Origin of the sequence: Pseudoalteromonas caenipelagi (assembly GCF_013140855.1) — a bacterium.
GTDB classification, from domain to species: domain Bacteria; phylum Pseudomonadota; class Gammaproteobacteria; order Enterobacterales; family Alteromonadaceae; genus Pseudoalteromonas; species Pseudoalteromonas caenipelagi.
Genome location: NZ_JABBPG010000001.1, coordinates 862,352 through 877,566, shown reverse-complemented (window position 1 = coordinate 877,566; position 15,215 = coordinate 862,352). Strand labels below are relative to the sequence as shown.

Genomic DNA, 15,215 nt, shown 5'->3' with positions numbered 1-15,215 from the left:
CGCTGTTAATGATTACGTAAAATGATATATTTGAATTACTGTATTTCATTTAGTGAAAGGTAAAATGTGGATCATAAACAGCTCGGCTATTTTTTAACACTTGCAGAAACATTGCACTTTGCCCGAGCCAGCGAACAGTGCCACGTGAGTGCGCCAACGCTGAGTCGGCAAATTAAACAACTTGAGCAAGAACTCGGTACCGAGTTGTTTGTTCGCGATAACCGTAGTGTGAAGCTCACGGCGCATGGCAAAGCTTTTGTCGACTATGCGCAGGCAACGTTGGCTAAATGGCGGCAATTTAAAAGTCAGTGTCAAGATAGCGACGGCCCTTTAACTGGGGAGCTAAGTATGTATTGCTCTGTGACGGCAACGTACAGCTTTACCTACGATTTGTTTGCGGTATTTCGTAAGCAGTATCCTGCTATCGAGTTGAATTTAAATACTGGTGATCCGGCCTTTTCAATTCAACATGTACACACTGGTAAAGAAGATGTGGCGGTCGCAGTTAAGCCCGAGAATTTACCGCAAGGTTTGGCATATTTACCACTAGGGCAATCTGAGCTTGCCATTATCGCCCCCGTAATGGACTGTCCTCTTACTGATCTTATCAATAAACACCATCAAGATAGCCATTTGTGGGAGAAGCTGCCGTTTATTATGCCAGAGCATGGTGTGTTAAAAGAGCGCATAGATGATTTTTGTGTCGCACAGAGCCTCACACCCAAAGTGTATGCCCATGTATCCGGTCATGAAGCCATGGTGGCACTGGCGAGTTTAGGTTTTGGCGTGGCGTGTGTACCACAAATTGTTTTAGATCAAAGCCCGTTTGTAAATCAAGTGCAACACTTAGACACCAACAACCTACAAGGTCTAGAAGCAATTGAAATAGGGTTGATTTGTAAGCAAAAACGGCTTCAAGACCCAGTGGTAAGTGCACTTTGGCAATGTGCCACGGCGTTATTTGCATAAGCGGCAATCAAAACATGACTGTTTTTATTTTTTCAACTATCGTGCGAGTGGGTTTGGTGGTGCTTCACGTCTTTGCTACAAAAAAGGCAAGGCATAAAATGTCCACTGAGCCTTTGCAGATGGTGCTTCTCTTCAATAATGATAAGACTGTAAATTTACACATTAACAACAAATAGCAAATGATAAGTGCGTTGTTTATGCTGGCAACGCAAATAATATTGATTGTCATTTAGATATGTGTATACTTTACCCCCAGATAAAAAATACAAATTTTTAATAATTTTCAAAGGAAGTCATTGATGGTTTTACGTAAGTCTCTTCTCGCTACTTCTATTTTGGTTGCAACACTGGGTTTAACTGCGTGCGGTGGTTCAAGCTCAGGTGATAACAACACTAATAATGGTGACAATGGCAGCACAACGCCTACTAACTCAGTACCTACTGCAATCACTTTGACTAGCGAAGCTGCAATTCATGAAAATGTTGCAGGCCAAGTTATTGGTACTTTGGCTGCGACAGATGCTGACTCTGGCGAAACATTTACTTTTGCAACCACAGATGAGCGTTTTGAGATTGACGCGACGTCTTTGAAATTAAAAAGTTCAGCGGTACTTGATTTTGAAACCGAGTCGCAGGTGTCTGTAGATGTGACCGTGACTGATAGTGCTAACAATACGTTCTCGCAAGCTGTGACCTTTAATGTCACTGACGCGCAAGATTACGACTTTAGAAATGCCCAGTCGGGTGACTCGAGCGTATCTTACTCAGGCCAAATCGCGCGCCATGTATTAATTAAAGAACTGTATAACTATATTGGTAGTGATTTAGCGACTGACGCACAAACCATGACGGCAGACTTACTACTTGCCAAATTGATGCAATATTACAAAATCGCTGATGCAGATTATGAAGTGATCGCAGGCAATATGTCTGTAACGTTTACAGGTAATTCCAAGCAAACAACGCTTGCAGATATCTCTGGTAGTCATAAAGATCTGAGCGGTAAAATTGCAGGTAATGACGCAACAGGCCAGCATAAAGACTGGAACGATGGCACAAGCTTTGAAGGCTGGGCCGGTCTTGCAACTAATACGCCTGAAGGTTTAATGAATGCATTGTTTGCACAACTTGTAGAGCGTGTACAGCAAACCACGGTTTCAACACCCAATGGAAAAGAGATTGAAACGCATTATGTAACGGCTGATGGCGTAGATCTTAAGCAATTAACCCAAAAATTCTTGTACGGTGCTGTTGCATTCTCACAAGGTACGGATGATTACCTTGATAATGCTACTGCAGGTAAAGGCTTGTTAACGAGTAATGTGCTAGGTGAAAAAGCTTATTCAGATCTTGAGCACCAATGGGACGAAGGCTTTGGTTATTTTGGCGCCGCGCGCAACTACGCAAGCTATAGCGATGAAGAAGTCGCAGGAAAAGGTGGCCGTGAAGATTGGCAAGGTCAAAACGATTACAATGCTGATGGCAAAATTGACTTAAACGCTGAGTACAACTTTGGTAACTCAACCAATGCTGCTAAGCGTGACTTAGGTTCAAATGGCGTAACTGACTACAGTAAAGAAGCCTTTGATGCATTTTTTGCTGGTCGTAAACTTATTTCTGACAAAGCAGGTACTGAATTAACTGCAGATCAGCTAACAGAGCTTAAAGGTTATGCGGTTGCTGCAACTGCAGCTTGGGAAAAATCAATCTCAGCAACGGTTGTTCACTACATAAATGACAGCATCGCTGATCTAGAAGAGATGAAAGCGGGTACCTATGATGCCGATAAGTTTGTGACGCTTGCTAAGCATTGGTCAGAAATGAAAGGTTTTGCACTTAACCTACAGTTCAACCCAGAGTCACCGTTTAACAGCGAGGCTAATGCAGGCAAGTTTGCACAAATGCATACACTCATTGGCAATAAACCAGTGGTTGGTGCCGAGGCGGATATGACAGCTTATATCGCACAGCTAAAACAAGCACGCGATATTTTACAGCAAGTATATAGCTTTGATAGCGAAGTCGTTGCCAACTGGTAATACTTTCACATTTAAAACAGTTAAAAAGGTTAGCTTTTCGAAGCTAGCCTTTTGTCATATAAGAAATCGAATAAAAGAGGCTATTGATGACACCAACATTAAAACCTTTGCTGCTGGCCACTACACTGGCTGCACTGTTGAGTGGTTGCGGTGAGAGTACCTCAAGTTCTGAAGGCGAGAACTTCTCAAACAACAATGGGAACGTCACGATTAACTTTGATCAGCAAGCATTGCTGGTTAATTTAACCGACAACGTTATTACCCCTACTTTTGAAGCGTTTGCAAGTAAAGCACAATCACTACCCACGCAAGTTAAAACTTACTGCGATTTAGAAAGTAGCTATGACCCAAGCATGCAAGATGATGCAGCAAAAGCAGCACGAGATAATGCCATGCTAGGAGCACAAAATGCGTGGCGTGAAACCATGATAAGCTGGCAGCATGCTGAGCTTATGATAGTTGGCCCGTTGCTTGAAAATGATAAATCGCTACGTAACGACATTTACTCTTGGCCAAATGCCAGTACCTGTAGTGTTGACCAAGACGTGGTGTTTTTTGAGCAGGGTGATATAAATGGTGTTGCCTACAACATACGTAATCGCTCAGACAAGCGACGTGGTTTAGATGCACTAGAGTACTTACTGTTCAATGAGCACTTAAACTATAGCTGTTCAAGCATAACGGCTGGCGAAGTATTAGCTGATTGGAATACTCGCGCAGAGCAAACTCGTAAAGTGGCGCGTTGTAAGTTTGCAGTTGAAGTGGCAAGCGATCTCAGCCATTCAGCACAAACATTGTTAAATCAGTGGGGCGGAGAGCAAGGTTACGGCCAGGTGCTAAAAACAGCAGGGCAACCTGGCAATAAGTTTGAGTCAAAAACCAAAGCCATTAATGAAATCTCTGATGCATTGTTTTATATGACCGAAGAACTTAAAGATTACAAATTGGCAACGCCACTAGGGTTGTTTGCTAATAGTTGTGGTTTAGAGGCGTGCCCGGAAGCGGTAGAGTCGGTCTATGCTAAGCACTCAATTGAAAACATTAAAGCGAATATTGCTGCTTTTGAACAGCTGTTCTTAGGTGGTAACGCGGGTGCTGAAGCAACAGGGTTTGATGACTTTTTAGATGAACAACAAGCATCAGACACCAAGCAGAAAATGCTACAAGGTATTGCCGAGGCAAAGGCTGCCGCCAATGCGCTAGAAGGTAACTTGCAAACTGCAATTACAGACGATGAAGCCGGCGTGGCCAGCACCCATGGCAAAGTAAAAGCGGTGACCGATCAGCTTAAAAATGACTTTATTAATAAGCTTGCGCTAGAACTTCCAAAAACGTCGGCAGGTGATAATGACTAAGGGACCTTTTATGCAAAAATCTATGTTAGCGTTGGCAGTAGCGGTTGCTATACCAAGTGCATTTGCAGCTGATAATGATGACAATCTAGAACACATTCAGATCTTGAGTCATTATGACAAGTTGCGCACTGAAGCCGGCTCTGCAACTTTGTTAACTGAAGAGCAACTGGCTAAGTATGAGTATGATGACATTCATCGTATTTTAGCGTCGGTGCCAGGGGTGAATATCCGTGAAGAGGATGGTTACGGACTACGCCCAAACATCGGTTTTCGTGGCGTAACACCAGAGCGCAGTAAAAAGATTACTATCTTAGAAGATGGAGTGTTAATTGGCCCGTCTCCTTACTCTGCACCTGCAGCTTACTACTTTCCAGTCACAACCCGCATGACGGCAGTTGAAGTATTTAAAGGGCCTGCGGCTATCAAATATGGCCCACAGACTGTAGCGGGTACAATTAACCTAGTAACGCGCCAAGTGCCAGAGTTTACAGAGGGTGGTATTGATGTTGCTACAGGTACCGATGGCTACCAAAAAGCACATGGCTACTTTGGTTCAGTCGTCAACAATGTTGGGTTTTTAGTTGAAGGGGTTAACCTCAAAGCTGATGGCTTTAAAGACTTAGATGGCGGTGGTGATACAGGCTTTAATAAAAACGATATTTTAGCCAAGTTTAACTACAAAATGCGTACAGGTGGGTTTGACCATACATTTGGGCTGAAATTGTCTTATTCTGATGAAGAATCGGATGAAACCTATTTAGGTCTAACGGATGCTGATTTTGCCCAGACCCCTTACAGACGTTATGCTGCATCTCAAGACGCATTGATGGATACAAAACACCAACAAGTGATGTTTTCTCATTACTTAGAAAGTGACGATGTAAAAGTAACCACACGCGTTTATCGTAACGATTATGAACGTGCTTGGCGTAAACTAAATGGTTTAACCAACACCAGTGGCTCTTTATCGGCAATTTTGGCTGACCCTAGTCTGTACGCTGATGAATATGCGGTGATAGCCGGTCAGCAAGATTCAGTGCAAGCAGGTCGTAGCGCTATTTTCTTAACCATGGGTACAAATGATCGTGAATACTTCTCACAAGGTGTTCAAGTTGATGCGTCAGTGAAGTTTCAATTATTTGACTTAGACCATAAATTGGCTGCTGGTGTGCGTTATCATGAAGATGAAATTGAGCGTAAACACTTTGAGCAAACCTATGCAATGACTGCGGGCAAGGTTGCTAATACAGGCCAAGATAAAGTATTTACTACGCTTGATATTGAGTCTACAGATGCGTGGTCGATGTATATGGAAGATCAAATCACACTTGACGCGTTAACACTGGGTGTGGGTGTGCGCGGCGAACTGATGGATATGCATTACCAAAACAACAAAGATGTGCTTGATTGGCAAGATAAAACAACGCGCATCTGGTTACCTGGTGTGAGTGGCTTTTATAAGTTGTCTGAGCAGTCAGGACTGTTGTTTGGTGTACACCAAGGGTTTGTGCCATTCTCACCAGCGCAGGAAAATGATATCAAGCTTGAAAAAAGCGTAAACTATGAGTTTGGTGGCCGTTTTAACGATGGTGTTACTCAGCTAGAGCTGGTTAGCTTTTATAATGACTACAGCAACTTAAAAGAAAGTTGTAGTCAATCAAACTGTGGTATTGGCGATCAAATTGATCAAGAGTTTAACGGTGGTGAAGTTGATGTATATGGCATCGAAGCGCAATTTTCACAAAGCTATCCGTTAAATCTGCAATTAGAAATTCCTTATGGGTTTGTATATACCTACACCAAAAGTGAGTTTCAACATGACTTAGACTCTGAGTTTGCACAGTGGGGTCGAGTTAAAAAAGGTGACGAACTGCCTTATTTGCCTAACCATCAAGCAACCTTTAATATTGGTCTAGCTGCACAAGATTGGCAGCTGTCTGTAGCCGTGAAATATGTGAGCTCTATGCCCGAAGCTGCAGGTGTGAGTTGGACAAATGAAGAGACCGGCGCACAGACCAAAATACCTTTGGCGGGTAACAAAGTGCCTTCAAATATGGTTGTAGACCTTTCGGCCAGTTATGATTTAGGTCAGTATGGTCGTATCTATGCAAAAGTAGACAACCTACTAGATGAAACTGAGGTGGTGAGTCGTCGCCCATACGGTGCTCGCCCAGGCAAGCCACGCCAGTTCTCGTTAGGATATAAGTATCAGTTTTAAACGATAACTTAATACTGAAAGATAATTAAGGGTCACGTGGTTGACCCTTTTTTTGAGGTAAATGATGTTAGAGCAAATGTGGCAAAGTTTTATTTCGCTGCCAACTTATTTGCTAGATGCAAATAAACGTATTTATATTCCTTACCTGCTAAGTGCAGTGCTAATGGCCGTGCCTGTTTATTTTGCATCCCAAGAAAGAGCGCAGCGTTCATTCGCTGGCTTTTTAATGTTTTTATTCCCCAAAAGCGTATGGCTTAGCCAAAGTGCCAAACTTGATTATTGTCTGCTCATTACCAATGTGTTACTAAAAGCAGCGCTATTTGCACCAATCGTATTAACTATGGTCCCTGTTGCTATTTTTACCACAGATGCACTGCAGTGGTTATTTGGTCAACCTTTACACCTTGGTTGGTCAGAAGCCGCGGTGATCGGCATATTTACTTTGATGCTGTTTATTGTTGATGATTTAACGCGTTTTTTATTGCATCTACTGTTACACAAAGTCCCGTTTTTATGGGAGTTTCATAAAGTTCATCATTCGGCAAAGGTCTTAACGCCATTTACGATTTATCGCTCGCACCCCGTTGAAAGCTATCTTTATGCTTGTCGAATGGCATTAACACAGGGGCTCGTTGTCGGCTTTGGATACCATTTTTTTGGCACGGGTCTCAGTATGTACGACATTCTTGGCGCTAATGCGTTTGTATTTGCCTTTAATATTTTGGGCGCGAATTTAAGGCACTCTCATATTCGCTTTAGTTGGGGAGACAAACTAGAAGGTTGGTTTATTAGCCCGGCTCAGCATCAGATCCATCATAGTGATAACCCTAAGCATTTTGATACTAACTTAGGCTCAGCGCTGGCGATATGGGATAACATGTACGGCTCGCTGATAAAATCCTCTTCAGCACCTAAAATTAACATTGGTGTAGGGCAATATGACGCAGGTCATGATTCACTGTCTGCTATCTATCTAAAGCCAATAAAAGCAGCCTTTACAACGCTAATCAGGAAAAAGGGCACATCCCAACATGCGTCTACAAAACTAGATAACAAACTTTAATGTTTGTGTAATAGCGGCATCAGGAGCTTTTCAAGGCCATTGAGTTTTACTTCGTAGATCATCGCCAATTGTTGGCCCAGTTTTCCTTGTGGAAACCCCTTTTGTTTAAACCAAACAACATAAGGCTCAGGTAACAATAATAATGGGGTCCCTGCATATTTGCCAAAAGGCATCTTAGTATTTATGGCGTCAACGAGCGCTTGCTGATTTTGCATCTGAGAACTTAGCGTGTAGAAATATGCATTAGTGTAACAAGTTATCCAAGCAGTTACACCGAAAGCGAGCATCCGCTTTCGGTGTTGGCGTTAATAACCTCAGGTTTGGGTTTATTTGCAGCAGAGGCTATGTATCAAAAACGCCAGTTGATATTGCTCCATATCGTCATGCCGGGCTCATTGACTTTATCAATTTGCTGATAGCCGCTTACTGCCGCGCCTGATTTACTCAAATGCTGCGCATACGTTTTATCAAAGAGGTTATCGACTCCTGCGCTCCAATCAAGTCCCGATGCCAAGCGATAACGCGCATTGAGTGACAGCGTGCCAAAGCCACTGGTTGGCCCAACATCTTGACCTGCAATGCTGCCTTGCCCGAGTGATATACGGTGTTGTGCTGCTGCTACTGTCCAAAGTAGGCCTGCTTGCCAATTATCGCGTTCATAGTTAAATGAAAAGCGCATTTGCATCGGCGGTTGCTGAGCTAAGGGTGTATGGTCGGTCAAATTATTTGCACGCACATAGCTTGCACTGCTACTGGCTTGCCAATTTTCGTTTAATTGATAGGAAGCTTCAGCCTCAAAACCAATCGTTTGTGCATCGATATTTCGAGTGACATTGCGGTTCATCGAATTTTGTTCGAATTGGTTATCAATCAAAATAAAGTCATTTATGCGGTTATAAAATAAAGAGATGTTTGCTTGCCATTTAGGGCTCTTATACAACATGCCTAAATCAAGTTGGTCGGTCTTTTCGGTGTCGGTTAAAAAAGCGCTGGGGTTGTTGGGGGCTGCACGGTTTGCGCCCATTAACTCCCAATAGTCGGGAAAGCGCTCGGCGTGACCTAAGCCAACATAATATTGGGCCTTATCTTGCTGAATAACAAATCGGGAAAAGCCACTCCAAAGGCTGTCTTTTCGCGTCAATGAAGCAGTAGGATTTGCTATCGTGTTTTTCATTACCGTGATGGATTGGCGCTCATCGCTGACACGCCAATTGTCGAGTCGCAAACCTGAAATAATTTGTTGGTTGCTGCTGAGCGTATAAGTGTGCTCTGCAAATACCCCCACTTTATTAAAAATGGCATCACTCACGCGAGTCATGTTGGTTACAGGGTTATTAAATTGGTCACGACTGCTGCGGTTTCGGTGTTTGTCCTGTTGCATATCTACGCCAAATACAAGGTCGTTATTTGAGTTAACTTGGGCATTTAGTAGCACTTTAGCACCGGAAGAGCGCCTGTCAGGGTTAGAAGCGGTGGGGTTTTTCATCATCATGTTGGGCTTAAAGCGTCGCAGCGAATAATTATCCATGATGTGATCGACGTAATTATAATACCACTGGGCTTCAACACGGTTGATATATGGCAGCTCTAAGGCCCAATCTGTCGAAATAGCAGCGTGTGTTCTATCAAACAGACTGCCATCCATCATTCTATCTGCATAAGCGACTTCACCATCACTTCTGCCAAAAGTCAGGCTGATGGTTTTATCGTCAGCTGGCGTGTAGGCAAGCTCAATATCATTGTTCCAGCGTTTATAGTGTGAGTGAACAGGGGTGCCATCACCATCTTCATAATCGTCTGCACGGTTATAACTGCCTGCAAAACGAACAAAGTAATCAGCTGTGCCAAGTTTGATATCACTGCTGAGTCCTCGCCTGTGTGCGTTGCTAGCAACCACATTGACGAATCCGGTTACTTGCGTATCAAGCATTCGCTCGCTTTCTCGCTCAAAAACCACAGTCGCAGCACTATTACCTGAGCCGTAAATCACCGTTTGCGGGCCCTTAATTACTTTTACCTTGTCGTAAGTTTGTGGCGTGATATAAGCGGTTGGCGGATCCATCCTTGAACCGCACCCACCAAGTGTTAAACCACCATCAGTGATAATATTTAGCCGTGAACCTGCCATGCCTCTAAATACCGGGTCGCTACTCGCTGCGCCTTTTTTGATCATTGAGAATCCAGTAATGCTGGAGAGCAAATCAGCGCCATCTTGAGCTGGCAACGGTTGGCGAGGTAATTTGGGGTCTGTGTTTATCGTTAGTGGAGAATGCATCGGTGCGATAACAATTATGTGTTCAAGAGAGTCGTCAGCGGCTGCACAGTTTAGTGAGCTTAATAACGCGATATTTAGAAGTGTTTTTCTCATGGGTCTCTACCAATCTTATACTTGGAGAGAATTTTATCTATTACTGCGCACTTTGGAATGCGACACATTGTCGCACCTACTCGGTGCATTCAAATGAAAGCGTTTATTGCTTATATCTCACACGCGAGCACTTGCATCTGCTCATCACACCAACTAAGCGCATCATTATAAATTAACGGCAAGATCTCGGGGTTAATATTTAATGCTCGACATTGTTTTTGAGCTGTGAGCCAGTCAGCTTGCTCATAGCTTTGCACGATAAGAAGTAAGTGGGCCAATGGTCCTTCGCGGACAACTAAGGCTTGTTTGATTGAGTCAACGAGCGGTAAGTGACCCATTATATTTTCCATACTATCATCTCGAATTGCATCGATAAGAGACATCATACCGGTTAAAAAAGCAGGGCCAACATATTTTTTACTGTTGGCATTAAGCGCAAGTTGCTCACAAAATCTGGCCCTAGTGAGCGACATTTTAATTAGCTCAGCCGGCTTGTCTGGCGATATTTGTGCCGCAAACATCAAAGATAAAAACTTTTTAAGCTCCTGATTACCCAAGGTTACTAAAGCTTGCTTAATATTACTTATTTTTGTTCTACGTTTGAAAATAGCTGAATTGGTATAACGTAATAGCTTGTAAGATAAATTTACATCACGCTCAAATATAGGCGTTAACCTTTTGACGTCGACATATTCATTAGCCGTTTCACTGAGTAATTTGGTAATGGATAGCTCACTTGCACTAAACATTTTACTTTCTAGCATTTCAGGCTTAGCAAAATAAAAGCCTTGAAAAAATTGAAAGCCAAGTTCTTTAAGTTGCTCTAACTGTTGATGGGTTTCGACTTTTTCAGCGATGAGTTGGATATGCTTATGCTGCTGGATTTCTTTTTTTATCAGTTGAATTTCTGGCCAAGGCGTTGATGTTACGTCGATTTTTAGATACTTAATATATGGGTAAAAATGGCGCCAAGCTGCTTGATGGCGGTAATGATCTAAAGCAACACGATAACCCTTTTTATGGAGTGCTTTTGTGCACTCGAGAAGCCTTTTGCCAGGTTCGATAGACTCAACGACTTCTATTACCATATGCTGTGGCGACAGCATAAAAGGATAGCCAAGTACGAGCGTATTTAGAGTGAAGTTTATGAAAGCGGGTTTGTGGTTGCTAAGCTCTTCAAGCTCAAAATAAAACTGGCTGCCTTCTAGCAATTGAGATGTTGCTTTATCAGCATTAATACCCGGGAACTCGTTGTTGGGCCCATTACGAAATAATATCTCATAGCCTATCGGTTTATTGTCACTGTCAAAAATAGGTTGTCGGGCAGCGTAAAAGTTCATAACTATCAAAAAATCGAACCTAACTGTCTAAATAATAGTTCAGTTGGTCCTATTTCACTATTTTTAGCTTTTTAATCAATCCTTTTTTACGTGAGAAAGCCTTTATAGTTGCTGAACAAAAAGACCTAAAATCTACTCGAGCGACTATGCTGGGGTGTGTCGTTTATTCATGTTATAGTCGGGCAAAACAAATAAGGCTCTCTTTTTAATGACAATAAGAAAGGTACGTGCTGGATAGTTGTCATTGAGTAGGGTGCCCATAACGAAGGAGGTAACTTTGGAATTAGGCACGATTATTTCGTTAGTCATATACTTTGTGGTTATGTTGGGCATAGGCCTGTACGCTTATCGTAAATCAACCAGTGATGTATCTGGTTATATGCTAGGTGGACGCAGCTTGCCGCCGAGTGTAGCAGCGCTCTCTGCAGGCGCTTCAGACATGAGTGGTTGGATCTTAATGGGCTTGCCAGGGGCGATGTTTGTATCTGGTTTTAGCAGCACTTGGATAGCGATTGGTTTAATTATTGGTGCTTGGCTAAACTACTTTTTGGTAGCACCTAGACTGCGTGTTTACACTGAGCTTGCCAACGATTCGATCACCATCCCAGATTATTTTGCTAATCGCTTTGAAGACAGAGGCAATGCGCTACGTATCGTGTCAGCGCTTGTGATAATCGTATTTTTTACCTTGTATACCTCATCAGGTGTAGTAGCTGGTGGCAAGCTTTTTGAAAGCTCTTTTGGCATGAGTTACGAGTCGGGACTTTATATCACCACGGGTGTCGTTGTGTTATATACCTTATTTGGTGGCTTTTTAGCGGTTAGCCTGACTGACTTTGTACAAGGTTGCATTATGTTTATTGCCTTGATCCTTGTACCGGTGGTGACATATTCCTTATTAGATGCACCACTGTCCTCAACGCTAAACTCGGTAAACCCTAACATGTTGACATGGGTAGGAGCTGGTGGCGCGATCGGGATTGTCTCAGCGATGTCGTGGGGATTAGGGTACTTTGGTCAGCCACATATTATTGTGCGCTTTATGTCGGTACGTAGTGTTAAGGATATGCCAACGGCACGTCGAATTGGTATGACATGGATGATTGTTGCAGCCTTAGGCGCTGTCGGCACTGGATTATTTGGTGCAGCTTATTCTTATGAAAAGGGTATTGTTGTGGACGATCCTGAAACAATCTTCCTCATTCTTTCTCAATTATTATTCCATCCGTTAATTGCTGGATTTTTACTTGCAGCTATTTTAGCGGCCATCATGAGTACCATCTCGTCGCAGCTTTTGGTGAGCTCTAGCTCTTTAACAGAAGATTTCTACAAGATTTTTGTGCACAGAGAAGCCACTGACAAAGAGCTTGTCTTGGTGGGCCGCTTAAGCGTTGTTGCTGTTGCATTGTGTGCTATTTATTTGGCATATGATAGAGATAGTTCAATTCTCAGTTTAGTTAGTAACGCATGGGCAGGGTTTGGTGCGGCATTTGGACCATTAGTGTTGTTGAGTCTATTTTGGCAACGAATGAACTTCTATGGCGCACTAGCAGGTATGGTATCTGGTGCTGCTACGGTACTATTTTGGATCTATGCACCTGTTACAATTAATGGCGAAACACTCAGTGCATGTATCTATGAAATCATACCAGGTTTCATAGTATCTTCTGCGGCAATTATTGGTGTAAGTTTAGCGACTTCTGAACCAAGCGAGCCTGTTCAAGAGCTATTCAAAAAAGTACAAACCGAGCTTTAAGTCATGCCCGATTAAAAAAGAGCGCCAGTTGGCGCTCTTTTTTAAAAGCACTCTAAATTCCCCATATCGATAATTCTTTGTGTTTCGCCTCGATTACTAAATTGATATAAGCTTTTGTTTATATCATCTAATACTTGACGCCATTGAGCTGTTTTTTTACTCAACGCAAAATAAAGATGATTGTATTTGATTGGTTTACTCTCGTTTTCAATATTACTCAGTAATTTCACTTTTTCGCTTTTCGACAAGTCTGAGTAATTAACAGTAAAACGAAGTACTTTTGGGTCGCCAATAATTAAATCTACACGTTTGGCAACTAATAGTTTCACAAGCTGTAAGTCATCAACGGCTTCCACAATAACAAACTCACCATTGTCCATCATGGCATCAAATTCGGGGGTATTTTGATAACCTCTCACGACTCCAATCTTTTGGCCCTTAAGTGAACTTAAATTGCCATCGAAGCGATCTTTGTCTCCCTTTCTTTTTAAAAACCCTATTTCTCCACCCGGAAAGGAGTTAGACAGGGCTAAAACTTCTCGGCGTGTTTTACCGGTAATATAATCTGAGGGGGCTGAATCTTCTATATAGTATTCGGGCATGAGGATATCAGCCTTGCCAGTTTCGGTGTCTCTTACGGCCCGTGCCCAAGGCAAAAACTCGATGTAAACTGGATAATCTTGCTCAGTAAGTAGTGCGATGGCAAATTGGAATACCCAGCCCTTATTACACAGTGCTTGCCCTATGTAGGGTGGCCAGTCAAGCGTAACGACACGAAGCATTTTCTTTCGGCCATTCGCGTTGTAGAGGTAGCCATTCTTATAAGTACTACCTTGCACAAGTTGATAAGTGGCGTTTTTAAAGTAGCCAACGTTGACGACATCTTGTGCCGGAGTAGTAAATGGGATTAGCGTTAATAGCAATGCCAGTATAATACGCATATCACTTAAATCGCTCTAGCTGATAGTGACTTAAGTTTAGGAAAATATTGTTATATTTCAAACTTTTTTAGGAACAAAAAAGCCGGCTTAAGCCGGCTTTTATAGAGTTTAAACTGTTTGTTACTGAACTAACTCTTGTTCTGAAAACTCATCAGCAAATAGCGGGCTAGATAAATAACGCTCTGTTGCACTTGGTAAAATTACCACGATGTTCTTATCTGCATTTTCAGGTTTTTCTGCGATACGTTTAGCTGCGACAACAGCTGCACCCGATGAAATACCAACTAAAATACCTTCATCTTTCATTAATCGGTGTGCCATTTCGATTGCTTCTTCGTTTGAAACAAGTTCAGTGCCATCAATTAATTCAAGGTCTAAGTTACCAGGAATGAAACCTGCGCCGATACCTTGTATTTTGTGAGGACCTGGTTTAATTTCTTCTCCAGCAAGAGTTTGCGTGATCACTGGTGAGTCAACTGGCTCAACTGCAATCGCTTTAACATCCACCCCTTTTTCCTTTTTAAGGAAGCGCGTAGTACCAGTAATAGTTCCGCCTGTACCAACACCTGCAATGAAGTAATCAACTTTTCCGTCCATCGCATCAAAAATCTCTGGACCAGTTGTTTCAAAGTGAATCTTAGGGTTAGCAGGGTTTTCAAACTGTTGCAGAAGAATATACTTTTCTGGGTTGCTCGCCTGAATTTCATTGGCTTTTTCAATAGCCCCTTTCATCCCTTTAGCGCCTTCCGTTAGTACTAGGTTTGCACCTAGTGCTTTTAACAGTTTGCGACGTTCTAAGCTCATGGTGTTAGGCATTGTTAACGTTAATTTATAACCGCGAGACGCAGCGACAAATGCTAGCGCAATCCCCGTGTTGCCAGAAGTAGGCTCGATTAGCTCTTTATCTTTTGTCAATAATCCAGATTTTTCAGCTTCCCAGATCATTGAAGCACCAATACGACATTTTACGCTGAAGCTTGGATTACGCGCTTCAATTTTTGCGTACACATTACCGCCAGTTACGCGGTTTAATTTTACAATCGGAGTTTGACCAATAGTTAGGCTGTTATCAGCGAAAATCTTAGACATTGTGTTCCCTTAGGTGCTATAGGTTTTACTTAACATCACACTTTACTTGGCTGTGTGTAAAACTGAAGTAAGGAATG

General features: G+C 42.5%; 11 protein-coding genes. 6 read left to right on the top strand and 5 right to left on the bottom strand.

Annotation, left to right across the window (positions count from 1 at the left end):
* Positions 1-66: 66 nt before the first annotated feature.
* From ilvY to HG263_RS03805, 5 genes are all read left to right on the top strand, one after another.
* A complete protein-coding gene (ilvY, locus tag HG263_RS03825; protein WP_171624727.1) occupies positions 67-969 on the top strand; it encodes an HTH-type transcriptional activator IlvY in 903 nt (300 codons plus the stop codon).
* A 299-nt stretch (positions 970-1,268) separates the two neighbouring features.
* Positions 1,269-3,008, top strand: a complete 1,740-nt coding sequence (locus HG263_RS03820; protein WP_171624726.1) for a DUF4856 domain-containing protein — start codon at positions 1,269-1,271, stop codon at positions 3,006-3,008.
* A gap of 86 nt (positions 3,009-3,094) precedes the next feature.
* Entirely contained in the window at positions 3,095-4,363 is a 1,269-nt protein-coding gene (locus HG263_RS03815; RefSeq protein ID WP_171624725.1) for an imelysin family protein, read from the top strand.
* Positions 4,356-6,581, top strand: a complete 2,226-nt coding sequence (locus HG263_RS03810; protein WP_171624724.1) for a TonB-dependent receptor family protein — start codon at positions 4,356-4,358, stop codon at positions 6,579-6,581. The genes HG263_RS03815 and HG263_RS03810 overlap by 8 nt, the downstream gene beginning before the upstream one ends.
* Before the next feature lie 64 nt (positions 6,582-6,645).
* Positions 6,646-7,644: a sterol desaturase family protein gene (locus HG263_RS03805; protein WP_171624909.1), complete on the top strand. Its 999-nt coding sequence runs from the start codon at positions 6,646-6,648 to the stop codon at positions 7,642-7,644.
* Here HG263_RS03805 and HG263_RS03800 read toward each other — a convergent pair.
* From HG263_RS03800 to HG263_RS03790, 3 genes are all read right to left on the bottom strand, one after another.
* On the bottom strand, positions 7,641-7,859 hold the full coding sequence (locus tag HG263_RS03800; protein WP_171624723.1) for a DUF3820 family protein: 219 nt from the start codon (positions 7,857-7,859) through the stop codon (positions 7,641-7,643). The genes HG263_RS03805 and HG263_RS03800 overlap by 4 nt on opposite strands.
* 134 nt (positions 7,860-7,993) lie before the next feature.
* Positions 7,994-10,012: a TonB-dependent copper receptor gene (locus HG263_RS03795; RefSeq protein ID WP_171624722.1), complete on the bottom strand. Its 2,019-nt coding sequence runs from the start codon at positions 10,010-10,012 to the stop codon at positions 7,994-7,996.
* A 110-nt stretch (positions 10,013-10,122) separates the two neighbouring features.
* Positions 10,123-11,352 (bottom strand): EAL and HDOD domain-containing protein, encoded by a 1,230-nt coding sequence (locus tag HG263_RS03790; RefSeq protein ID WP_171624721.1) that lies wholly within the window; start codon positions 11,350-11,352, stop codon positions 10,123-10,125.
* A gap of 277 nt (positions 11,353-11,629) precedes the next feature.
* Here HG263_RS03790 and putP point away from each other — a divergent pair, with 277 nt between their 5' ends.
* Complete coding sequence (gene putP, locus HG263_RS03785) at positions 11,630-13,108, top strand: sodium/proline symporter PutP (RefSeq protein WP_171624720.1); 1,479 nt, start codon at positions 11,630-11,632, stop codon at positions 13,106-13,108.
* A 41-nt stretch (positions 13,109-13,149) separates the two neighbouring features.
* On the opposite strand, the gene HG263_RS03780 is transcribed toward putP, so the two are convergent.
* Together HG263_RS03780 and cysK are read right to left on the bottom strand one after the other, a co-directional pair.
* Positions 13,150-14,049, bottom strand: coding sequence for a substrate-binding periplasmic protein (locus HG263_RS03780; protein ID WP_171624719.1), 900 nt, complete (start codon positions 14,047-14,049; stop codon positions 13,150-13,152).
* Between the two features lie 120 nt (positions 14,050-14,169).
* Entirely contained in the window at positions 14,170-15,138 is a 969-nt protein-coding gene (cysK, locus tag HG263_RS03775; protein WP_171624718.1) for a cysteine synthase A, read from the bottom strand.
* Between the last annotated feature and the right edge of the window lie 77 nt (positions 15,139-15,215).